Source organism: Rhizobium sp. 01T437, assembly GCF_056398505.1.
The window spans coordinates 1-22,265 of record NZ_JBFTPM010000045.1 but is presented as its reverse complement, the minus strand read 5'-3'; the positions used below and the strand labels follow the sequence as shown (position 1 = coordinate 22,265).

Here is a 22,265-nt window from a genome sequence, read left to right as displayed (position 1 = left end):
TTGTTCATCAGCGGCGGCATGGCAAAGTTCGGCAGGCGGATGGAGCCGGCCGGGCCGAGCAGCAGGAAGTGGTCTGCCTTCACCGCGGTTTTGAAGGGATGGTCCGCCTCCGCACGCCAGCCGGGCAGCAGCGCATCGACGCCGATCGGRTCGACGACGGCRCCSGASAGGATATGGGCGCCGACTTCGGCACCCTTTTCCAGAACCACCACCGAAAGATCCGGAGCGACCTGCTTCAACCGGATCGCAGCAGAAAGGCCCGCAGGCCCAGCTCCAACGATCACAACGTCGAATTCCATCGCCTCGCGGGAAGGCAGGCCCGTATCAGGCGACATCAGAAGCTCTTCTGCAGGTCTGGCAGCGCCTCGAAGAGATCAGCGACCAATCCATAGTCGGCGATCTGGAAGATGGGGCTTCCTCGTCCTTGTTAATGGCGACGATGACCTTGGAATCCTTCATGCCGGCCAGATGCTGGATGGCGCCCGAGATGCCGCAGGCGATGTAGAGATCGGGCGCGACCACCTTTCCGGTCTGGCCGACCTGCCAGTCGTTCGGCGCATAGCCGGCATCGACGGCCGCACGAGACGCACCGACGGCAGCGCCGAGCTTGTCGGCCACAGGCAAGATCACTTCCTTGAACTTCTCCGACGAGCCCAGCGCACGGCCGCCCGAGACGATGATCTTGGCCGAGGTCAGCTCCGGACGTTCGGAAGCGGCAATCGCATCCGAGACGAAGGACGACAGCGCAGGATTGGAAATCGCCGCGATCGCCTCGACGGCCGCAGAGCCGCCCTCGCCTGCAGAGGTGAAGGAGGCGGTGCGCACGGTGATGACCCTCTTGGCATCGCTCGCCTGCACCGTCTGGATGGCATTGCCGGCATAGATCGGCCGCTTGAACGTATCGGATGAGACGACTTCGATGATCTCGGAGACCTGGGCGACATCGAGAAGGGCAGCCACCCGCGGCATGACATTCTTGCCCACCGAAGTGGCGGCCGAGATGATCGTGTCGTAGCCTGGTGCCAGCGACAGGATCAGGTCGGCCAGCGGCTCGGCCAGATTGTTGGCCAGCGCGTCGTTTTCGGCGAGCAGCACCTTGGAGACGTCGGACAGTTTCGCGGCTGCATCGGCGGCTGCCTTGGCATCCTTGCCGGCAACGAGGATATGGATGTCGGAACCGATCTTTGCTGCAGCGCTCAGCGCCTTTGCGGTCTGGTCGGACAGGCTGTTGTTGTCGTGGTCAGCCAGAAGAAGAATGGCCATGATGATAAACTCCCTAAATCTTCCGCTTCAGATCACAAGACGCCGGCTTCGTTCTTCAGCTTGTCGACAAGCTCGGCAACCGATCCGACCTTGACGCCGGCCATGCGGCCCGAGGGCTCTTCCGTCTTCAAGACTTTGAGGCGTGGGGTCGTATCGACGCCGAAGTCCGCTGGGCTCTTCTTGTCGAGCGGCTTCTTCTTCGCCTTCATGATATTCGGCAGCGAGGCGTACCGCGGCTCGTTGAGGCGCAGGTCGGTGGTCACGACGGCCGGCAGCTTGATCTCGATCGTCTGCGAACCGCCATCGACTTCGCGGGTGACCTTGGCCTTGCCGTCACCGATCTCGATCTTCGAGGCGAAGGTCGCCTGGGCCGATCCCATCAGCGCTGCCAGCATCTGGCCGGTCTGGTTGCTGTCGTCGTCGATCGCCTGCTTGCCGACGATGACCAGGCCCGGCCCGATGGCATCGACGACGCCCTTCAGGATCTTGGCAACGGCGAGCGGCTCGGCCTGATCGTCGGTCTCGACCAGGATCGCCCGGTCGGCGCCCATGGCAACGGCGGTGCGCAGCGTTTCCTCGGCCTTGGCCGGGCCGATCGACACGACGATCACTTCTTCCGCCTTGCCTCCCTCCTTCAGCCGCAGGGCCTCTTCCACCGAGATTTCGTCGAACGGGTTCATCGACATCTTCACATTGGCGAGCTCGACGCCCGTGCCGTCCGGCTTCACGCGGATCTTCACGTTGTAATCAACAACCCGCTCAACGGGGACGAGAATCTTCATAACCTCACCACTACCCTTTCATGCCACCATGTTAAGGTGATGTAGGCGTCAACCAAATCGAACGGCGCCTAGGCCGGCAGGCGAGGTGATCGCCTTCAATTGCCTGGCCATCTTCCTCACAGAGATTGGCGTGTATTTGTCGTAATAAGCCTGATTCTTACGTCCGATAGCGTGTTCACCACTGAAGCTGCCATGGTAATCGTTGACGACCACATCGTAGACCCAATCCCTGAGGCGATGCTCAAACGTTGGGTCTTGTGCGGTCGCACTACCATGGGCTGCAACCAGATTGAAATGAACACCGCCATCCCCGATATGCCCAAAATCGCAAATCGTAACGTCAGGAAAAAATGCTGGAATGTCGGCTTTCATTCGCTCGCAGAAGCGCATGAGATCGCCCCTTCTGAATGCCAGGTCAAAGGCGACGAGCTTGCCTAGCTGTTTGACACCTTCCGAGATGGCGTGCCGCAAGGTCCACATTTCGTGCGATGAGCCAAAAAGGGCGTCGGCAACAAGTCCTCCGGCTCCAGAGCCGCGTTGAGATCTGACAGGAGAATGCCGGCGTCGACACGTACGGAACGGTTGTCCCGATCCAGTTTCAAACCGGTGTTCAGGCGATCGATGCTCAATACTGCTTGCATACCACTCACGTCGGGGGTTGACGCGGAGACCACACCGGTATTGCCGGCCTGCGGAACAATGTGGATGCCGTTGCGAACGCAATAGGCCACGGCCTGCGACGCCTCCACCGTCGTCGATGGTCGCATGACAAACGCAGCCTTGCCGACATCATAACGAGCGCCTTCTTCGTAGGACGCGGTGGCAGCGCCGGTCAGGACGCCTCTTTCTCCCAGTATCCGGCGCAAGGTATCGATATGAGTGGGTTGCGATGTCATGGATTCACTCCGCTACAAAAAGCCGGTCAAAGGGAGTAAGGCAGGGCGTGCGCGCGACGGATGACATCGATCTCATCGTCGACCTCGCGGGATGGCCGGTATGGGCCCATCTCCAGGAGGAGCTCCGACAGCGGGAATTCATGGAGGCCGCCGGCGAGCAGGTGATCTGCTGGAAGTGCCGCGACAAGCTCAAGGTCGATTTCATGCCCGATGACGCCGCCCTCGGCTTCGCCCGCTGGTACGTCAAGGGGTCGAGACCGCCGTACAACACCAGCTTCAGACCATCTCTCCATTCTGTCGCGCGGGAAACAACGGCGGTAATGCCGCATCCGTGCTGGAGCAGTTCCTGCTCTTCCTCGGCCCGCAGGAGCCGCCGCGTGAACCCCGAAAGATGCAACACCCTTCAGAAGCGATTGCTGGAAGAGGCGAAGTTGCGCCCGTCCCGGACAGCCGTCAAGGCGGGGTCAGGCCGCAGAAAACGACCGAAAGACGGAAGTCAAGAACGTCAGACAGCCCGACTGCCGCCTGCTCATTCTGGTGACGAACCATATCCGAGGACATCGGTTACGTTCTCCTGTCGATTGGTTACGCCGATTAATGCCGACATTGCTTCGGGCGGCTGGAAAGGCCGGCAATCTGCATCATGATGGGCCTTATAACCTCCTCCTCATGGAGTTCGCCAATCAGCAGTTTGAGCCAGCTGAAGCCGACCCATAACGAAATCTTGTCATCAACTTCGTGCGCCTGCAGTTCACCCCGGTTTGCCGCGTCAGTCAAAATTCGTCTGACGTCTGACGTCCGTTCGGGAAGAAATCTATCACGCAGAGCGCTGAGGGCTTCCGGAGTGCCTTGCGCCTCGGCGATCAGTCCGCGCAGCGCGGCTCCTGCCGGATGCGATGCCCAGAAACGCCAGAGGCTTGTCGTATATTGCACGAGATCAGCGATGAGGTTTCCGGTGTCGGGAACAGGCACGGAAGCCGACCGTTCGGTCGTATAGATCGCGATGAAGAGGTCGGCCTTCGTTGGGTACCAGCGATAGATGGTGGTTTTTCCGGCGCTGGCGCGTCGTGCGACCTCATCGACCGAAAATCCCGCATAACCCTTCTCCGAAATCAGGTCTCGGGCGGCGGCAAGTACCGCGGCTTCGGCGTCGGGGCTGCGGCGCGATCCGATCGAGGTTCGTTTCTTTGCTGTCGAGGTCTTTGTCTTCGTGGTCATCGCCAGCACCTATCCCAACTCGCCATTAACGATCAATGGCGAGTGGTCTATCTTTCAACCAAATGTGCCCGGGAGGGCGAGGGGTCGAACCGCTCAGTGAAGTATTGCGTCTCTTTAGCGACGAGCCTGTCGTGAAATTCCATGATGCTCACCACGTAAGAGGGTTTGCCGTCATAGGTCAGAACGAATTCTGTGACCCATAGGCTACCGCTGCCGGTAATCCGGCGAACGCTAACCGCTTCTTGTTGGGCGGGGCGACGCGGCTTTCCTGGATCTTGCGGCGACCATGGATCCGTTCGGCGCACTGCGGGTATTCAAGCAATGCATCGTCGCGATAGATTTCATGCTCAACCTCAAACTCGCCGGCGTCGGATGCGGCGCATGCTGCTCGAGCGCCAATCTCACTGTTTGGACTTCCATCTTGGCCTCCTATAGCTGCCGTCGTACGAACTGAAACTGGAGCGCCGAGGGCGATTGAAGCCTGGCGGCGACCGGAGAAGCATTGACGGTCGCCTTACCCCTCCGGGAGGGCTTAACTTGCGATCTACTTCGGTTTCACCCGAGGGATGAAACCGGGAACGCCTGTCTCGACGACGCTGTTGAACCGAACGTTCGTCGATATCTCGGAACGGATCCGTACCATCTCCTGATCCGGAAGAGCTGAGATCGCGAAATTCTCCTCGATGCGGAGCGGCTTGGTCGACGTCGTCAAGAAGGCGGTGCCGCGCTGTACGGCCCAGGCGAGGGCCACCTGTGCCGGCGTCTTTTTGGCGCGGCCGGCGATCCCGGTGATGACAGGGTCTGCAAGCAGGTTAGGATCCATCGCGTGGCCCAGTGGTGCAAATGCCAGCAACACGATCCCCTTGGCCTGGCAATAGTCGAGCAGCTCCCATTCGGGCAGATATGGATGGGCCTCCACCTGTACGATAGCCGGCTTGATGCGTGCGCTCGCGACAATCTCCTTCAGCTTGTCCAGGGTAATGTCCGAAAGGCCTATCGATCCACAACGACCGCTATCGACAAGCTCTTCGAGCGCGCGCCAGGTTTCGATCAAGCTGACCTCGGCATCATAGATGACTTGACCGTTCTCGTCTCGCGGATCCAGTTCCTCGCCCGGGAGAAAAGCATAAGGCGTATGGATGAGATAGGCGTCCAGGTAGTCGAGCTTAAGGCGTCGAAGGCTTGCTTCAAACGCCGCTTTCACCCGTTCCGGGCGGTGGTTTGTGTTCCATAGCTTCGTCGTGATGAACAAGTCCTCCCGACGAACGGTTCCATCGGCGATCGCCTCAGCAATTGCCTCTCCGATGGCCTCTTCATTGCGATATCGTTCCGCGCAGTCCAAATGGCGAAATCCAACGGATAAGGCCTTCGCAACGGCCTGCTTCGTCATATCCGGGTCGGGGATGAGGGTGCCGAACCCGACGGCGGGCATTTCTTTGCCGACTGTGGCAAGGGGGATTGTCTTGTAGCGCAGCGTATCGGAGGCTTCCATTGGCCTACTCCTTCGACTTGAGAACAAAATTGAATGGCTGGGATCGTTTGCCGCTCTGTGAGAGCTGATCAAATACCGATCGCATGCTGAGATCCTTTGTTGGCCTGTAGCGATCGGCTAGTGGCCAACTATAGCACGATGGCGACGGACTTGGCGTCTCGTTCGAGAGCGGGGCGCTGCGCGCGCCGCTCGGCACATGTCGTCAACCTTACATCACGTGGTCAGCGGATGCGAAGGGGAAGGCTTCATGAGGGCAACCACGATCAATCCGGTGACCGCGGCCGCGAACGTGATCCAGTACCCATCGATATAGGCGGCGACATTGGCTTCGCGCTGCACGATCGTGGTGAGAGCTCCGATCCCGCGCTTAGCCACGTCTGCTTTCGCTTCTATCCCCGTGCTGGAGGCAAGTTGCGAGAGCGTCGTTCCCCATCCGGGCGTCGTCCCGGTGACGTGGAGGCCGATAAGATAGGAATGCAATTGCTCGCGCTGTCTGATCCAGGTCACCATGATCGCGGCAACGGTTTCCGAACAAATCAATCTCATAACCTGCACGTAGGCTGTCAACGATATGGCTCGGGCGGGGTCCACATTACTGAATAGGGTTGCGACAGCTGCAAGGAAGACGATTTCCTCTCCGAATGTCTGGAGGATCGTGATCAGTCGAAATTCGGGCAGTGACCACTGGCTCGTCAACTGGGTTCCAATCCAGGCCGACAGCAGGAAACATGTAAAGCCAATCGTCAGGGCGGCGCGCTGCTTGAGTTTCCGCACGAGCGTCACTGCAGTGAAGGTCGCGCCTACAAGCAGAAGGATCGCATACGGCGCCTCGAAATCCCCAATCTGCTCAGGGCGCAATCGCGCCACCGAAACAAGGAAGTTCGGCTCGATCAGCGAACTGCCGAGGCTTGTTGTCATGAAACATGCAATGGCGGCGAACCCGAGCGCTATGTTTCGCGTGCGAAGAACCGAGACATGGGCCCAGGGATGTTCGACCCGAGACTCGTGCCACAGAAACGCGCATATCAGAAAAACAGCCGAGGCAAGCAAGGACACGATGAGGCCAGACTGAAACCAGTCAAGCCGATTGCCCTGATCCAGCGCGAAATACAGCGTCGTGAGCGCCGAGCCGAACAGTGCCATACCACCCCAATCAGCACGCCCGAGAAGGGCATGGTCGATTGCAGCCGGTTTGGCCCCATACCAGAAAAGAATGCCGATCGTCGGGGAGACAACGGCACCTTGCCAGTACAGCCATTGCCAGCCGATCGTCTGGGAATAGCTGCCGGCCGTATAGAGGCCGAGATTTTGGGCGAACGGGATGCGCAAGACGTAGAAGGAAAGAGCGATGATCCAATACCTGCGGTCCAGATTGCGGAAGGCAGTCAGCAGCGTCGCGCCGACGAACATGCCAAGGAAAATGGCCCTTAAAGCATGCAGCACGACCAGGAAATTGAATCCGTGGACCAACGGGATGACCACGGAGATCACCGAATAGAGTATGGTCGGACCGACCATGACCCGCTTCACCCCGAACACTGCAATCAGCCAGCCGATCGACGGGGCCACAAAGATCTGTGGCGCCGTTGCGAAGGTGCTCAGCCACGCACCCTCATCGAAGCTGAGACCGAAGGCGCCACGCAGATCCGAGAGCCCAATGCCGGCAGTGCGGACGTCGAACGCTGTCAATATCGATGCCATGATCATCGCCACGGCGATGTAGCCCTGGCGAGAGAGGTCGCGCCGATGTAAGTTCTCAGACATGGCCTTCGCCCTTGGTGGCGATGCGCGTCGTGACCGACATACCAGGCCGCAGCCGATCGAAATTTGGCTGATCCGGGTCGAGTTCGATCCGAACAGCGAGACGCTGCGCGACCTTTGTGAAGTTGCCGGTCGCGTTGTCAGCGGGCAGCAGAGCAAAGGTTGATCCAGTCGTCGGGGATATTTTCGACACCGTTCCACGAAATGCCGTACCCGGCAGCAAATCGACCGAGATATCGACCGACTGCCCCTCGTGAACCATGGACAGCTGGTTCTCCTTGTAATTCGCAAGGATGTAGATCTTCGGAAGCGGAACGATCGAGATCAGGGGCGTGCCCGCAGCAACGTAGTTCCCGACCTGCGCGTTTCGTCTGGCGACGATGCCATCGACTGGCGCCCGTACGTTCGTGTATCCGAGCTCCAGTTCGCGGGCGGCTAGATCTGATGCTGCGGTATCGAGATTTGCTTTCAGTGTGTCGCGCTGTCTGGCGAGGACTTCGAGCTTGACCCTCTGAGCGGCGACGTTTGCACGCGCTACATCCAGGTTTGCAAGCGCCCGCTCGTGCGCGGCGGTCGCCTTTTCGAAACTCTGGACCGTACTTACCCTCCCATCGATGCCTAGCCTCGTCTGTCGCTGGAGCTCCTTCTCCGCCTCGACCTCATCGGCGGTAGCCGCCTTTTGCTGGGCGATGGCCACGTCGATCTGCGTCAGCTGAAACGCGTGCTGGGTGTCGATATCGTCAAGTTGAGCGTTGGCGGCAGCGAGCCTTGCTTTCGCGCCACGAAGTGCGATCTCATAGGGCTTCCGGTCGATGGAGAATATCGGATCGCCCGCCCTGACCCGGGCGTAATCTTCGACCGAGATGGTCTCTACAGTGCCACCGACACGGGCGCTGACAGAGGAGATGTCCGAGTAGACCGCAGCGTCGTCGGTGGATTGAACACTTCTTGTCGCCACCCATGTATCCCAGCGCGTCGCCGAAGCACCGACCGCAACGAACGCGACGATAATAGCGGTTGCTGGGACAATTAACGCCCGCAAGTTTGCCTTTTCCTGCGCAGCGGACGGCGGTGCGCTCGCGTGCGAGTTGGCCTGTGCCGTCATGGCCCGCTCTTCCGGCCGTTCATCTGCTTGGTTCCTATTCAGCAACCTGATCATATTCTCCACCATACCCCGACCCATCGGCCGCTATTAAAAACGTCGCTGCATGTTCGGTCATTGCGCCTCCAGGCGACTGACGTGTTGACGCTATATAAACGATACGTATCGTTTATACAATGGCTCGTTGGATATTGGCATTTCGGATTCGATGCCCAGCCCGAGATTTTACTCACAAACAGGGCGTCCTTGGTGGTCAGGGCGGTAAACGAGACGCTTCGGATGCTGGGGTATCACTGGACCTATCCGTGCGTCGGATATGTCGAGCGGAAGGCTCGGCAAAGCGGTTCTTACCGGGGTGATGATTCAGCCACGATGGGTGCCTTTATTTTGGCACTATGCCGGCCCCGGTTGCGACGCACGGTAGCCCAGCCGGACTATCAGCATTTGTGCTCGGGCCGAGCACGCTCTTTCGGCAATTTTGATTTGAATGATCCGAAAAACGCCATGCCGGATCAACTCGTGAGCGCCAGCCAATCGCCGATCGTTTTTCCGAAACGCCGCGTGGAGCGGACGGCCGGCGCCGGCCGCTGTTCGGTTGCCACCGTCCTTCGGATTTCACGCGGGCTCAGCCCGAATTCATGGATGAAGGCGCGCGTAAAATTGGCGGCGACCTCGAACCCGGCGGCTTCTGCGATTTCTGAAATCGGCCTGTGGTCGGCCGGAATGCTGAGATCCGCATAGGCCTGCAGCAATCGCCGCCTGCGAATATAATTGAGCACGCCTCCGTTCGCCTCGAACAGCTGGTAAAGCCGCGTACGAGAAATCCCCAACGCGCGGCACATCATGTCCGGTGTCAAGTTTTCCGAATGGAGATTGACGTGAATGTAGCGGTGCGCCCGCTCCATCAGTCCCAGGTTGGTCTGGTTTTGACCCGTATCCGTCCTTTTCGACGAGGCCGCGCCCGCAACGACCATATCGCCGATGGTTTGGATGATCCGGGGCACTTCCTCTATCGTCAGATTGCCGAGGTTCGTTTCGAGGCCCGTGAGATAGCCCTTGAGCAGCTCGGCGAGGCTGCCCGACAGAACCGTGTTGCCGGCGCTCTGGAGAAGACCCGCATCGCGAGCCAGCAGCTCATAGGGCAGGAACACGAGCAAAGCTTCGTTCTCGGTCATCCGTCCGCGATAGGGGCTGCCGAGAGACATGAAAAATATCTCGCCGGCGCCGGTCTCGGTGACACGACGGTTGACCTCGGTCCAGGCCTGGCCGCTACGCAGCAGGCCGACGTTCCAATGGTCGATGGGGCTTGATCGAAGCGCGGCCTGATCGCGGATATATCTGTGGGCCTGCGCGCGCTGCTGGACGATGAGGATATCGCCGAGATGCCAGCCGATCTGCTCCGCGAGGAACCCGTCTTCCGGTGATTTTCCCTGCGGCAGAAGAACGTCCACGAGCGGTGCCATATGTGCCCGCCAGGCAGGGAATTGTTCTGCTGGTGGCAGGTCCTGCGTCGAGAACCGCAGCGGCACGAGAGCAGGGGAGGCATGGGGCGGGCGTTCCTTGCGCATGGCCGGTTCACGCGGCCAGCGCCGCCGCTCGATATGCACCGGCCGTTCCTGTTCTGGAGGAGGATCATCGTCGGATTCCCCTGTAGCCATCCAATTCCTCCAGCGCATGACCCGACGCGAGCCATGGAAATTGGGAAAAGCAATTGTTTTGCGGCTGAAATCTCCGCAGAACCCCGCCCTAAAAGCGGAGGTGCTCGAAGCGCCACCTCCATAAGTTGTTTATCATACTCCTTTTCGCTCAGAAATGTACGGAGCGATAATTTCCAGGATGTGAGGATAACGACAATTGCCTCCCTTGGCTGTATCTAAATAAACAACGGTTCTTTCCAGAGGAAAAGCCAGGCTAGTAAAATATTCGCCTGATAGAAGGACGTAGTTGTTCGAAATGGCGAAGTAAAAAGATGAAAATCCGACAGAATAAATCTGAACACACGGGAGGTAGTCATGAACTATCTTGGTAAAAGTCGTGCGCACTCTGCGCAAGCGTCGGTTCGTCATGCAAATTATTCATCGGCAAAATCTCGTGCTCCCAAGAGAGTTCTTGTCACCGGCGGTGCAGGTTTCCTCGGATCACATCTGTGCGAGACGCTTTTGGCCGCCGGACACCAGGTGATCTGCCTCGACAACTTTTCCACCGGCATGCGGCGCAATATCGCCAATCTGAAGCGCATCGATCGCTTCAATGTCGTCGCTCACGATATCGTCCACCCGCTCGATCTGGAAGTCGACGAGATCTATAACCTCGCCTGCCCGGCATCGCCCCTGCATTATCAGGCCGATCCGGTCCATACGACAAAGACCTGCGTCCTGGGCTCCCTCAACCTTCTGGAGCTGGCCGCGTGCACCGGCGCACGCATCCTTCAGGCATCCACCTCCGAAGTCTACGGCGACCCGAACGTCCACCCGCAAGTCGAAAGCTACTGGGGCAACGTCAATTCGTTCGGGCCGCGCTCCTGCTATGACGAGGGCAAGCGGTGCGCCGAGACGCTGTTCTTCGACTTCCACAACACGCACGGCGTCGAGATCAAGGTCATCCGCATCTTCAACACCTACGGCCCGCGGATGCGTCCGGACGACGGCCGCGTCGTCTCGAATTTCATCGTTCAGGCCCTGACGGGGCAAGACATCACCGTATATGGCGACGGTACCCAGACCCGCTCGTTCTGTTTCGTCGATGATCTCATCGGTGGCATGGTCCGCATGATGGCCTCACCGGCGTCGCTGACGGGGCCCGTCAATCTCGGCAATCCGGGCGAGTTCACGATCCGGGAGCTGGCCGAGCAGGTGATCGGATTGACCGGCTCCCGGTCGCAAATCATCCATCGCGCTCTGCCGGTTGACGATCCCCGTCAACGTCGCCCCGATATTTCGCTTGCCATGCAGGAACTCGACTGGCGGCCGAAGATCGACTTGTCGAGCGGCCTGCGTCAGACGATCGACTATTTCGATGGTCTTCTCACCCGTCCGGCACGCGAACTGGAGGCGGTCTGATGGATGCGCCCCGGGTCCTTGTCACGGGCGGTGCCGGCTATATCGGCAGCCACACCGCCAAGCTCCTCCGCTCGGAGGGGATTGAGCCTGTCGTCTACGACAATCTCACGACCGGAAACCATTCTTCCGTGCGCTGGGGGCCTTTCGTCGAAGGTGACGTCCTCGACACGCCATGCCTGATCGAGGTCATCGAGAAATATGCTCCCGATGCCGTCATCCACTTTGCCGCCTCGGCCTACGTGGGCGAGTCCGTGCAAAACCCAGCGAAATATTACAACAACAATGTCTGCGGTGCATTATCGCTTATCGATGCCTGCCGGCAGACGGGGCTTCAGAACGTCATCCTCTCATCGAGTTGTGCCGTCTACGGCGTCCCCTCCGTGCTGCCGATCGATGAGACGTTGCCGAAGGCTCCGATCAATCCCTACGGCCAGAGCAAGCTGACCGGCGAGCATATGCTTGCCGATTATGCAGCGGCCTACGGCCTGCGGTATGTTGCCCTGCGTTACTTCAATGCCTGTGGAGCCGATCCGGACGGCGAGCTTGGCGAATGGCACGTTCCGGAAACCCATCTTATTCCGCGGGCGCTGCTGGCCGCGGCCGGCCGGATTCCGCACCTGGAGATATTCGGCGATGATTACGACACTCCTGACGGGACCTGCATAAGGGACTATATTCACGTCGCAGATCTCGCGCGCGCCCATGTTCAGGCCTTCACCCATCTCGCCAAAGGCGGAGCAAACCTCGCTGTCAACCTCGGCACCGGGCGAGGGCTTTCCATCAGGGAAGTCCTGCGCGTGATCCAGGAAACGACCGGGTGCGAAGTCCCGGTCGTCATCCATCCGCGCCGGCCGGGCGATCCGCCCAGCCTCTACGCCGACGCCAGCCTTGCCCGCGAGACGCTCTGCTTCCAGCCTCGATATTCCGACCTCGAAACCATCGTGCGGACGGCGGCTCCGTTCTTCGGACTGGAGGCGCGCGCGTGACCGAACCTGCCATTACCCAAGCAACGCATGCTCCGGAACCCTCCCACGAGCCGCTTCTTGTCCCGGTTCTGACCGGATATCGGCGGGCCGAATATCTGTTCTCGGCGGCCGTATGGGCCTGCGCCTTCGCCTATTTCTGGACCTGGTGGCTGGAGCCGCGCCATCACGTCGATGCTTTCGGCACAACTACGGTGAGCCTCGTTCTTGCCTGGGTTACCGCTCTGCCGGCCTATTTCATCGCCATCTTCTATCGGGCGGCAAGACCGAACGGTCCCTTGCGCCTGCCGGCGGGCAGTCGAGTGGCCATGGTCGTGACCAAGGCGCCGGCGGAACCCTTCTCGGTCGTCAGTGAAACCCTACTGGCAATGCTTGCCCAGGAGGTGGAACACGACACCTGGCTTGCCGACGAAGACCCTTCCCCCGAGACTCTCGACTGGTGCTCCGGGCACGGGGTCTTCGTCTCGACCCGCAAGGGGCGATCCGATTATCATCGGACGTCGTGGCCCCGACGCACGCGATGCAAGGAAGGCAACCTCGCCTTCTTCTACGACCACCACGGCTACAGCCGCTACGATTTCGTGGCGCAACTCGATGCGGATCATGTTCCCGCGCCCGACTATCTCTTCCACATGCTGCGTCCGTTCGCCGATCCAAAAGTCGGCTATGTCTCAGCCCCCAGCATTTGCGACAAGAACGCTTCCGAAAGCTGGTCGGCACGTGGAAGGCTCTATGCCGAGGCCAGCATGCACGGCTCGCTCCAAGCCGGTTACAATGGCGGCCTGGCGCCGCTGTGCATAGGGTCGCATTACGCGGTACGTACCGTCGCCCTCAAACAGATCGGCGGCCTCGGTCCGGAGTTGGCTGAAGACCATTCCACGACATTGATGATGAATGCCGGCGGCTGGCGGGGTGTGCATGCGCTGGATGCCATCGCCCATGGTGACGGCCCCAGAACCTTCAGCGATCTCGTGACGCAGGAATTCCAGTGGTCGCGCAGCTTGGTCATGGTGCTCTTGCGGTACTCGCCGAGGCTCGTCGGCCGGCTGCCGCCCCGGCTCAGGTTCCAGTTCCTCTTTTCGCAACTCTGGTATCCGCTCTTTGCGTTCTTCATGTTGCTCATGTTTGCGTTGCCGATCATCGCGCTCGTGCGCGGCCAGAACTTCGTGACAGTGACCTATCCAGATTTCCTGGCGCATTTCGCACCGCTTTCTATCGCTCTCGTGGTGATGGCTTATCGCTGGCGCGCCAGCAGCTCGTTCCGCCCCTACGACGCCAAGATCCTGAGCTGGGAATGCATGCTCTTTCTCTTCGCTCGCTGGCCCTGGGCGCTCGCCGGCACGCTGGCTGCGGTGCACGATTTTGTGAGAGGCTCCTTCGTCGACTTCCGTGTCACGCCGAAAGGGCGGTCCGAAGTCGATCTGCTGCCGGTGCGTGTCCTGGCGCCCTACGCTTTGCTGGCGCTCATGGCGGTATTGCCCGCCTTGGCAATCGACCATGCCGGCGCTTCCAACGGGGGGTACTTCTTTACCGTCCTGAATGCGGCAATCTACTGCGCGCTGCTGTTGGTTATCGTCGGGCGCCATTCGAAGGAAAATACGATTGCGGCGGCCCCGCGTTTCTACCGTCCGGCGATGGCGACCGTGCTTCTTGCGCTCGTGGCGCTTCCGGCGGTTGCAACCATCATGCGCGGAAAGGATGCGACCGAGGCACTCGCTTGGGGCAGCGGCCGACTTCAGCTGTTCGAAGAGCGCTACGCCGTCTCCGGTGCAGGCCGGGGCGGGACCGCCCTGCGCACGATCTTCTTCAAACCACGATGGATTTCCGATCCGGTGGAAATCCAACTGAGAACGGATGCCGCTCACCCGGATGTGCGGCCAAGCGGAGAGGAAGTACACAATGCATAACCCATCCAAAATAGCCCTGTTGTCATTAACCGGCCTATTGCTGTCGGGAGTCGCGGTCCTGCCGACCACTCGGGACAGCTTTGCCGAGGGGCAGCCGCTTGCAATGACGACATCGTCCATCGCGCCGCCGACCAAAATGCCGGTCGTCACGAAGGAGTCGATCACGTTCGGCGCCTACGATCCGCACGGAGATTTCGGCGCCTCGCCCGATTCGAAGATCGAACACCTCTTCCTGCCCTGGGAAGATGTCGATCTGCGCACGCTCGCCCTCGCCGATGATTATGCGCGAGCGCATGGCCGCACCCTGCTGATCTCGGTCGAGCCCTGGACCTGGTCACCCGATTGGCGCCAAACCTCGCAAGAACTGCTGCACAGCATCCTGGACGGTTCGCGCGATGCGAACATGGCCGCCGTCTGCTCGACTGCTGCCAAGTTGAAAAGTCCGGTCATCATTCGCTGGGGACAGGAAATGGACGAAACCGACAACCAGTTCTCCTGGTCGCATTGGCATGGCGCCGATTTTGCCAAGGCCTATCGTCGTATGGTGGCGGTCTGCAAGGTCCACCTGAAGACGGCCAAATACATGTGGTCACCAAAGGGCAATGAGGGGCTTCAGGCATTTTATCCCGGCAACGATGTCGTCGATCTCATCGGGCTCTCGGTCTTTGGCCTGCAGCAATACGACAGGGACAAGACCGGCCATGACCAGACGTTTGCAGAGCACCTTGCGCCCGGATACGCCCGTGTCGCCGGTTACGGCAAGCCCATCATGGTTGCGGAACTCGGCTACGAAGGCGACGATTCATACGTACGAAACTGGGCTGAGAGCGTAGCGAAACGCCATCCCCAGTTCCCGGCCCTGAGCGCCGTTATCTACTTCAACGACCGTGAAGTCTATCCGTGGCCGGACGGTTATGGCCGCCCCGACTGGCGGGTCGTCCGCGAAAGCATCAATTGAACAAGAAGGAACCTGAACATGTCCATGCTTCAAAAAACGCTCCTGGCCGTGGCCCTGACCGGCGGTATCGCCACGGCCGCGTCCGCTGCCGGAACCAATGAGCCCGCGGGGATCGAGACTGCAAAGCCGATGAGCAGCGCGGAAATCTATCAGCTCTACAACCAGAATTCCTGGATGTGGAAGGCCGGCGCCGGCTACTTCTCCACAAACGCGCGTCGCTTTACCGCCTGGTCGCGGGAAAATGGCTCGCCGTCCTTCGGCATGGGCCGCTGGTTCATCACGGAGCCGGGTAAACTCTGCTTCAACGCCGACTGGCACGCCAAGGCCGGAACGGCGACGGCAATCACCTGCTTCAGCCACCGCAAGAAGGGCGGCCTGATCTATCAGAAACGCGAACCGGACGGTCGATGGTACGTTTTCAAGAGCGCACCGGCACAAGCAACCGACGAATTCGCAAAGCTTCGCCACGGCGACTACGTGAGCTCTCAATTGGGGAGAATTGAGACGAGCGTGAGGATCAAATAAAGACGAAGCAGGGGGTTGCGCGGCCGAGGCGCCATCTGTGTCCTTGCCTGGGAGCCGACGCCTGCGCGCAAACCTTTTCAAAAGGATCGCGAAGCGCCTTCAAATCAAAGAGGCGGCGAACGGACAGTCGGCGCCTCTTTTGTCGTGGCCGGACCATCGGGTGTCCCGTCGACTGTTCCGATTAATGTCGCGACAGTGTTCGATTGAAAGAGCCATGGCACCGCAGGCGGAGTCTGGAAGGGCGCAACAGGTGCTCTGGAGCCTACATATCTATTGTCCAATCCACTGGACGGCGTCCCGACGGGTTCGAATCCTTTCAGAAGTTTTGAGTGTATAGTGCGCACCTAGGCCGAGCGGGCATCTGTTGGCGTCGAAAGTTTCGGCAACCATGCGCCCCCATGTCGGCCATAGAGGGCGGCTTCGCAGCTTCCTGAAAGCAGATCTTACTAGTTAGGTCCGACCTCGTTAAGTTCATTTCAAAGCTCAGTACCAGAGCTGCAAACGTCATCTTGCCGGTAACTGTGAAGCGAGGCGGCCGGCATATGGCTTGCACACTGCGACCCGTGAAGTTACGCTCCGCGTTGCTGGACACATCCGATTATCAATCGAAGGTGAGGGCCTGAAGCATCCAAGCTTTCAATTGAAGCATCAACGCAGTCGAAGGCCAAGGCTCAGCGATGCTCAGCGAAAGAATCCCGAACACCGAGGCGTTCCCCATGTGCAGCGAGTACGAACAACATACCAGTTACGCCGAATACTGCATCGTGATGCAGGATCTCGCGCTTGGCATCTCGACACACCAAACAGATCTGGATATGCCGCCCGCTGACGACATCAAGATCGGCGATATGGCGCCGGTCATCCGAGCTGCGGGCGACAATATCGTAGAGCTTGCGCAGATGAAATTCGGTTTTCCGCCGGTTGGCAGGCGCGGCCCGGTATTCAATCTCCGATCGAAAGGAAGACATTTCACAGATAGCCGCCGGTGTCTTGTTCCAGCGAGCGCGTTCTTCGAGTTTACCGGAAAAAAACACTCGAAGGCCAAACACCGGTTCACGCTCATTGAAGCGCCGTTCATGGCGATCGCTGCGATCTGGCGGCCCAGCCGTAAAAACCAGCCTGCCGCGTTCGCGATGTTGACAACGGAGCCAGGCTCGGATTTGGAACCTTTTCATAATCGCCAAGTCGTTGTGCTTCAACTAAGGGACTGGAAAGCGTGGATAGACTTTGACAGGCCTGAGGAAGAGCTGTTGCGCCCGCTGCCGAGGGGCTCGCTGAAAGTGCAGACCTCCCGAGTATCGTCAGATTTGCAAGGTCGCGACACAGGCGAGGTACGGATGAGCCAAGTCCGCATGGCGGCAACCAGTGCCGTGGATAGTGAAGAAGGCCCCAGGCAGGGCGGAGGGAGGAATGCTCGTCGGTAGCGTTAGCGGCCCGGCAACGCCAGTTCTGCCCTATGGACGCCACATTCAACACTTGACGCCCACAAGGGCGACGGGGAGACTCATCGGAAACCATGATCGTCTTTGCGAGCAGATGTCGATGCGCCAATGAGACAATACAAGCCCCGATCTCGTCGGAGGTGAAACAGATAATCCTTAGTAAGTCGTTCTTCCGCCGCTTAGATCGAATGTGGAGGCCGTGGTGAATGAGTTTTCCTCCGACAGTAGCCAAACTTCGCCGCAATCTCTGTCAGTTCGACAAAGCGATCCCGTGGAACCCTGACCAGCATATATTCAATGAATTCAGGTGTCAGCCCGGCAAGTATCGGCGTCTTCGCCGTCGCGGGTGTTATCGCGTTGACTGCGATTGCGGTCTTCGCAAGCTCTTTGCCCAAAGATTTGGTGAAGCCCAGCACGCCAGCTTTCGCAGCACTATAGGCCGCAATGTTTGGATTGCCTTCTTTTCCGGCCACCGATGAGATATTGACGATCCAACCATAGTCTCGCTTCAGCATCAATGGAACGACGTGACGGCAAGAGTTGAGCGTTCCGGTCAGGCAACGTCGACCACGCTCCGCCACTCCGCGGCGTCGTATTCGATCGTCGGCTTAACCTTCCCAGTGATCCCCGCCGAATTCACCAGACAATCGATCCGCCCGAAAATCTCCTCAGTCGCTGACGCCGCCTTGCCGACGAGATCGAAATCCGTCACGTCGACCTGGAATGCTTGGGCACGCGGACCAAGTGTCTCGGCACGGTCCGCCGAGAGGCTGCCATTTGAACCCCGGAGTGCGACTTTCCCGCCGGACTGGATCACCCTCTCGGCGATGGCGTAGCCGATCCCCTGTGCACCACCGGTGATGACAGTCACCCTGTCTTTCAAGTCAATTGAATTCATGAACCGTTCCTCCAAAAGCCTGAATGGCCTGGCCGATAATCCGCCTGCCGGCGTCATGATCCTCGCGATCTGCAGACATCGCGCTAGCGCAAACTCGACCAAGCGGCGACAATATAAGAAGGATCGAAACGATGTATTTGGCTCCTCACGATCGTCGCATCGACAGGCTTTGGTGTAGGAGATAGGAGGCAGCGTGGCCGGGCGCGGAGCGCCGTTGTCCGGACGGCGGCATACCAAATCGACATTGTCCAACGAAGCCCTACGAACGCTTCTCGCGTGCGATCGTACCGTGACCAGGAGACGCGCTCTCGGGTCATCGGAACGCGTCATCGTCGAATTTACGCAGATATACCGCGAGACTGATGGCACCGTGGCGAGTCCCCGTGAGATGAGGCGATTTGAGTATCGCCAATTTCTCGGGGTAGCGCGGCATACCGAGAGACTGTCATCCGCGCTGCTAAAAGCCGGCCTCGGCGTCCCTAGCTCGATATTGTCCCCGATGGCCCCTCTTGGATCTCGTCGACGCGTGTTCTGGCTTTCGACCGTGCTTGAGGATTATTGGGCGCGTGACGTTGAAAGCGATCTGCGGGCCGTCGTGCCCCTCCTGTGGTGGTTTCATTCAAGGCCATTTGTTTTAGTGTGCCTTGCGTGGTTCGCTTCACTCCGCGTGAGATAAGCTGTGATGGACCTTGGTCTAGGTCCATCTGAACGAGCGTTGAATAGCGCTCCCCTGGCCGTCTGGGCAAGATCGCTTGGCTCGATCGGCGCATGTCGGAACCCGCTAAGAGACTTTCGTCAAGAACGTATTCCAGACGCGTGCCGGTGATTAGAGAACCCGAGATTGAAGGATGTAAGAATGTCAGACCGCCAGCTTTCGTTTTCCAGCTACAGCCATGTTATTAATGTCCCATTTGAGAGCGTTGACATCCCGGAATGGCTTTTCAATCTACCCGAAGCCGAATATCAACGCTGCTCGCCCGACCATATTGCGGCCGGTGCTACGTTCACGGATGATGGTCGTCGCATGTCGATTAATGTCGAGACGATCGGCCAGGCCCTTATCATCCAGCACTACGTGGGTGAAGTGACGCAGCCCGATTACTGCAAGATGGTCTCGATTTCCGATGCGATCTCACCCCGGGGACGGACCAAGGTTCAAGTGGTCTGGGAGCTGCGTGTTAAAAAGATCGATGCGGCCAGCTGCGAATATTCGAACACGGTGACTGCTTATGCGACCGATGAAATGATCGATTTTCTTAAGAAGAACGACATCAGCTTTGAAGAGGCTGCCCAGGCGCGCCAGGCCGCAGGCTCCAAACACAATCGAGGCGAAACTCCGTTGTTTGCCGAGAGCATTGCCCGCGCTGCTGTCGTCCGGTCAACGCAGGCAGCTTAACACTTTCCTGCTCTTCCACTTTCGGCATATGCCGAAAGTGGCAACATCATTCCTCCGTCCTCTGTGYGTCCATCGGCAAGCCGACATGGCGAATCTGACCCTTAACCTAGAACCTCCAGATCACTCTAGGACGCAGACCAGCGTCGCACTGCTTGGATGAATTACTATTGCGAGCCGGTTCATGCAGCGACCGCGTATTCCTGGGCCTGGAGCCGGTCAAGAAGATCGAGATGCGTCTGCGTCAGATCGCGGCCGCGCGTCGCTTTACCGCCTGGTCGCGGGAAGATGGCTCGCCGTCCTTCGGCATGGGCCGGGTCGTCGCTGCGCCGGCACTGGCTATTGCTCATCCTCTGTGCAAATGGCGGCAACAGGTTCAAGATCCGACATTAATCACCGTCATTGTACGACACCGGCCTTGCGGAGCCCCTCCGTGACGAGCTCGAAATCGGCGGGATTCTTGAAGGGCAAGACTTTGCGACGGTATTCCAAGGAGTAGCCGGGATTGACGCGCAGCACCTCTTGCCACCTCGCGCGAGCCTCTTCGAAACGGCCGAGGTGTCCGTAACAGGCGGCCAGAAGCGCCCGCGAGACATCGGTGACGGGGTTGCGGCTCACGCGTCGCAGCAACAGTTCGACGGCCTCTTCGTACTTTCCCAATTGGAAGAAGGCCCAGGCCTGAAAGTGGAGAACGACATCCGGAAAGTACGGGTTCAAAACCCTTGCCCGATCGAAATAGGCGAGTGCCTCCTCGGATCTGCCTGAATAGAGAAGTGCCTCGCCGAGGCTGACCTGCCCTTCGGCGAAGTTTGGATTGAGGACTATCGCACGCTCGGCCTCGCTGATGGCTCCATCGTGCTGTCGCGAGTAAAGGTTGACCAGACTCAGTGCCCAGTGCGCCACGGGATCGCTATCATCCAGCGCTACCGCCAGCGTCGCAGCCTCTTCGGCTTGCTCGATCGAACGCTGCGGCAACGCGCTCCACCGGTTCAGATAGTCGAGCCCGTGGGTAAGGGCGAGGAAGGCGTGCGCCGAGGCGAAGTTCGGGTCAAGTTCGACGGCACGTTGCAGAAGGTCGCGGGCATCGCTGTTCGTTTGCTTCGTCAGCCGGTGCCACAGCTCCCGGCCACGCAAGAAGCAGTCATACGCCTCCGGGTGCCGGGTCTGCTCCGGCGCAAGTCTTTGCCGATCGCCCTCTGTCAGGTTGACCGCCAGGGCGCCGACGATCTGCTGCGTGACATCGTCCTGAACCGCGAATATGTCGGTGAGGTCGCGATCGAACCGCTCCGCCCATAGATGCCCGCCGGTGGTCGCGTCGATGAGCTGCGCGGTGATGCGTACCCTGTTCCCCGATTTGCGTACGCTGCCCTCAAGTATATGCCGCACGCCCAGCTTCGTGCCCACCTCCTGCACATGGACGTTCCTGCCCTTGAAAGTGAACGACGAATTGCGAGCGATGACGAAGAGCTGCGACAGCTTCGATAGCGCCGTGATGATGTCTTCCGAGATGCCGTCGGCGAAGTAATCCTGTTCGGCGTCACCGCTCATGTTGGCGAAGGGCAGGACGGCGATCGACAGCTTCGGCGCCGCTGCCGTCGCCGGTTGGCTTGTCGCGGTTTCCGAGGTCACGGCTAACTTGGTCCATGCGCTGCCGACTTGCAGCGAATAGACCCGGATCGGCTCGGCGATGTTCTTGAGCTGCGTGCTGCCGAGATCGCTGACCGAGAGGTCGAGCCTCGCCTTGACTTGGCGATAGGCATCCTCGGACAGGCAGATCGCGCCCGCCGCGGCGACGCCCTCCAATCGCGAGGCGATGTTCACACCGTCGCCCATCAGATCGCCGTCGCTTTCCTCGACGACGTCGCCCAAATGGATTCCGATCCGGAATTCAATGCGACGGTCCTGCGGGACGCCGTCATTACGCTCCACCATACCGTTCTGCACCTCAATGGCGCAGCGCACGGCGTCCACCACGCTGCGGAACTCCACCAGCGCACCGTCGCCGGTGCGCTTCACCACCCGGCCATGGTGCACGGCGATCGTCGGATCGATGAGATCGCTGCGCAGTGTCCGCAACCTCGCCAAGGTGAGGTCCTCGTCGGTGCCGGCAAGCCGACTGTACCCAACCACGTCCGCGGCCAGGATTGCAGCCAGCTTTCGGTTCTCGCTCATGGCGCTGTCTCCTAACTTCCACGATAACAGGGAGACAAAGGGCAAGAAAGAACTTTTAGCCGCTGCTCCGAACGATCTTGGTTGAGATCGGGCCATGGCTCATGTGGACGCAGCCGACGTTGTAGCCCCACGCAATGACTGCTCTGTCATGCTCCCGGCCGTCCAACGCGGTCGAAGCCCACTCAGGATCAGGTCACGACGATGTCCGCGCCCACCCGAAAGTCCGCTCTTTGAAGATCCGCAGCCTGAAGTTGCCAGTCCGCTTCCGTGAAGAGTTTCGGGCGCCGGCAGGCGTACGAAAGTCCCCGAGGAAGGAACCCGCGGGCCACAGTCGGAGGCTATGGGGATTTCGATCTGCGGCTGATGTCGGCGATGGCGCGACCGCCGTCAGGAAGTGGGGTGATGGATGCGGAC

General features: G+C 59.5%; 17 protein-coding genes and 5 pseudogenes. 7 read left to right on the top strand and 15 right to left on the bottom strand.

The features are described 5' to 3' along the window. From AC1DM5_RS35925 to AC1DM5_RS35870, 12 genes and pseudogenes are all read right to left on the bottom strand, one after another. Positions 1-335, bottom strand: a 335-nt coding sequence (locus AC1DM5_RS35925) for an NAD(P)/FAD-dependent oxidoreductase (RefSeq protein ID WP_477976878.1), incomplete at its 3' end; no start/stop codon positions are given. Beyond that, positions 335-1,263 (bottom strand): annotated as a pseudogene (locus AC1DM5_RS35920) (electron transfer flavoprotein subunit alpha/FixB family protein). The pseudogene AC1DM5_RS35920 and the gene AC1DM5_RS35925, both read right to left, overlap by 1 nt. A 32-nt stretch (positions 1,264-1,295) precedes the next feature. Beyond that, positions 1,296-2,045 carry an electron transfer flavoprotein subunit beta/FixA family protein gene (locus AC1DM5_RS35915; RefSeq protein ID WP_477824114.1) on the bottom strand — a complete coding sequence of 250 codons (750 nt, stop codon included), beginning with the start codon at positions 2,043-2,045 and terminating at the stop codon, positions 1,296-1,298. Positions 2,046-2,093: 48 nt separating this feature from the next. Then, positions 2,094-2,941: pseudogene (locus AC1DM5_RS35910) on the bottom strand (FAD-linked oxidase C-terminal domain-containing protein). 26 nt (positions 2,942-2,967) lie between these two features. After that, a complete protein-coding gene (locus AC1DM5_RS35905) occupies positions 2,968-3,234 on the bottom strand; it encodes a hypothetical protein (protein WP_477824113.1) in 267 nt (88 codons plus the stop codon). Between the two features lies 1 nt (position 3,235). Next, positions 3,236-3,490 (bottom strand): annotated as a pseudogene (locus tag AC1DM5_RS35900) (uracil-DNA glycosylase family protein); the annotation flags it as partial. Between the two features lie 45 nt (positions 3,491-3,535). After that, a complete protein-coding gene (locus AC1DM5_RS35895; protein WP_477824112.1) occupies positions 3,536-4,159 on the bottom strand; it encodes a TetR/AcrR family transcriptional regulator in 624 nt (207 codons plus the stop codon). 47 nt (positions 4,160-4,206) lie between these two features. Next, positions 4,207-4,579: pseudogene (locus tag AC1DM5_RS35890) on the bottom strand (nuclear transport factor 2 family protein). 124 nt (positions 4,580-4,703) lie between these two features. Next, the gene (locus tag AC1DM5_RS35885; RefSeq protein WP_477824111.1) at positions 4,704-5,651 is read right to left on the bottom strand and encodes an aldo/keto reductase; all 948 of its coding nucleotides are present in this window, start codon (positions 5,649-5,651) and stop codon (positions 4,704-4,706) included. Positions 5,652-5,864: 213 nt separating this feature from the next. Beyond that, entirely contained in the window at positions 5,865-7,352 is a 1,488-nt protein-coding gene (locus AC1DM5_RS35880; RefSeq protein WP_477976876.1) for an MFS transporter, read from the bottom strand. A gap of 55 nt (positions 7,353-7,407) precedes the next feature. Further along, positions 7,408-8,370 carry an HlyD family secretion protein gene (locus AC1DM5_RS35875; RefSeq protein ID WP_477976874.1) on the bottom strand — a complete coding sequence of 321 codons (963 nt, stop codon included), beginning with the start codon at positions 8,368-8,370 and terminating at the stop codon, positions 7,408-7,410. Positions 8,371-9,026: 656 nt separating this feature from the next. Beyond that, positions 9,027-10,172 (bottom strand): helix-turn-helix domain-containing protein, encoded by a 1,146-nt coding sequence (locus AC1DM5_RS35870; protein ID WP_477824109.1) that lies wholly within the window; start codon positions 10,170-10,172, stop codon positions 9,027-9,029. Positions 10,173-10,526: 354 nt separating this feature from the next. Here AC1DM5_RS35870 and AC1DM5_RS35865 point away from each other — a divergent pair, with 354 nt between their 5' ends. From AC1DM5_RS35865 to AC1DM5_RS35840, 6 genes are all read left to right on the top strand, one after another. After that, a complete protein-coding gene (locus tag AC1DM5_RS35865) occupies positions 10,527-11,573 on the top strand; it encodes a UDP-glucuronic acid decarboxylase family protein (RefSeq protein WP_477824108.1) in 1,047 nt (348 codons plus the stop codon). Beyond that, positions 11,573-12,559, top strand: a complete 987-nt coding sequence (gene galE, locus AC1DM5_RS35860) for a UDP-glucose 4-epimerase GalE (RefSeq protein WP_477824107.1) — start codon at positions 11,573-11,575, stop codon at positions 12,557-12,559. Before AC1DM5_RS35865 ends, galE begins: the two co-directional genes overlap by 1 nt. Next, a complete protein-coding gene (locus AC1DM5_RS35855) occupies positions 12,556-14,463 on the top strand; it encodes a glycosyltransferase family 2 protein (protein ID WP_477824106.1) in 1,908 nt (635 codons plus the stop codon). Before galE ends, AC1DM5_RS35855 begins: the two co-directional genes overlap by 4 nt. A gap of 19 nt (positions 14,464-14,482) precedes the next feature. After that, positions 14,483-15,421 carry a glycoside hydrolase family 26 protein gene (locus AC1DM5_RS35850; RefSeq protein ID WP_477824116.1) on the top strand — a complete coding sequence of 313 codons (939 nt, stop codon included), beginning with the start codon at positions 14,483-14,485 and terminating at the stop codon, positions 15,419-15,421. An 18-nt stretch (positions 15,422-15,439) separates the two neighbouring features. Then, a complete protein-coding gene (locus tag AC1DM5_RS35845; protein WP_477824105.1) occupies positions 15,440-15,946 on the top strand; it encodes a DUF995 domain-containing protein in 507 nt (168 codons plus the stop codon). A gap of 677 nt (positions 15,947-16,623) precedes the next feature. Next, positions 16,624-17,370, top strand: a complete 747-nt coding sequence (locus tag AC1DM5_RS35840; protein ID WP_477824104.1) for an SOS response-associated peptidase family protein — start codon at positions 16,624-16,626, stop codon at positions 17,368-17,370. 174 nt (positions 17,371-17,544) lie between these two features. Here the strand turns inward: AC1DM5_RS35840 and AC1DM5_RS35835 are convergent. Then, a pseudogene (locus AC1DM5_RS35835) lies at positions 17,545-18,286 on the bottom strand (SDR family NAD(P)-dependent oxidoreductase). 856 nt (positions 18,287-19,142) lie between these two features. On the opposite strand from AC1DM5_RS35835, the gene AC1DM5_RS35830 reads away from it, so the two are divergent. Then, complete coding sequence (locus AC1DM5_RS35830; RefSeq protein ID WP_477824103.1) at positions 19,143-19,682, top strand: hypothetical protein; 540 nt, start codon at positions 19,143-19,145, stop codon at positions 19,680-19,682. 179 nt (positions 19,683-19,861) lie between these two features. Here the strand turns inward: AC1DM5_RS35830 and AC1DM5_RS35825 are convergent, their stop codons facing one another. Together AC1DM5_RS35825 and AC1DM5_RS35820 are read right to left on the bottom strand one after the other, a co-directional pair. After that, complete coding sequence (locus AC1DM5_RS35825) at positions 19,862-20,029, bottom strand: hypothetical protein (protein ID WP_477976872.1); 168 nt, start codon at positions 20,027-20,029, stop codon at positions 19,862-19,864. Positions 20,030-20,078: 49 nt separating this feature from the next. Further along, the gene (locus AC1DM5_RS35820) at positions 20,079-21,851 is read right to left on the bottom strand and encodes an adenylate/guanylate cyclase domain-containing protein (protein WP_477976870.1); all 1,773 of its coding nucleotides are present in this window, start codon (positions 21,849-21,851) and stop codon (positions 20,079-20,081) included. Positions 21,852-22,265: the final 414 nt, after the last annotated feature.

Excerpts from the sequence above, each read along its gene's own strand:
- AC1DM5_RS35915 (WP_477824114.1), bottom strand. The coding sequence starts at position 2,045 with ATGAAGATTCTCGTCCCCGTTGAGCGGGTTGTTGATTACAACGTGAAG.
- AC1DM5_RS35905 (WP_477824113.1), bottom strand. The coding sequence starts at position 3,234 with ATGGAGAGATGGTCTGAAGCTGGTGTTGTACGGCGGTCTCGACCCCTT.
- AC1DM5_RS35895 (WP_477824112.1), bottom strand. The coding sequence starts at position 4,159 with ATGACCACGAAGACAAAGACCTCGACAGCAAAGAAACGAACCTCGATC.
- AC1DM5_RS35885 (WP_477824111.1), bottom strand. The coding sequence starts at position 5,651 with ATGGAAGCCTCCGATACGCTGCGCTACAAGACAATCCCCCTTGCCACA.
- AC1DM5_RS35880 (WP_477976876.1), bottom strand. The coding sequence starts at position 7,352 with ATGGCATCGATATTGACAGCGTTCGACGTCCGCACTGCCGGCATTGGG.
- AC1DM5_RS35870 (WP_477824109.1), bottom strand. The coding sequence starts at position 10,172 with ATGGCTACAGGGGAATCCGACGATGATCCTCCTCCAGAACAGGAACGG.
- AC1DM5_RS35865 (WP_477824108.1), top strand. The coding sequence starts at position 10,527 with ATGAACTATCTTGGTAAAAGTCGTGCGCACTCTGCGCAAGCGTCGGTT.
- galE (WP_477824107.1), top strand. The coding sequence starts at position 11,573 with ATGGATGCGCCCCGGGTCCTTGTCACGGGCGGTGCCGGCTATATCGGC.
- AC1DM5_RS35845 (WP_477824105.1), top strand. The coding sequence starts at position 15,440 with ATGTCCATGCTTCAAAAAACGCTCCTGGCCGTGGCCCTGACCGGCGGT.
- AC1DM5_RS35840 (WP_477824104.1), top strand. The coding sequence starts at position 16,624 with ATGCTCAGCGAAAGAATCCCGAACACCGAGGCGTTCCCCATGTGCAGC.
- AC1DM5_RS35830 (WP_477824103.1), top strand. The coding sequence starts at position 19,143 with ATGTCAGACCGCCAGCTTTCGTTTTCCAGCTACAGCCATGTTATTAAT.
- AC1DM5_RS35825 (WP_477976872.1), bottom strand. The coding sequence starts at position 20,029 with ATGAGCAATAGCCAGTGCCGGCGCAGCGACGACCCGGCCCATGCCGAA.
- AC1DM5_RS35820 (WP_477976870.1), bottom strand. The coding sequence starts at position 21,851 with ATGAGCGAGAACCGAAAGCTGGCTGCAATCCTGGCCGCGGACGTGGTT.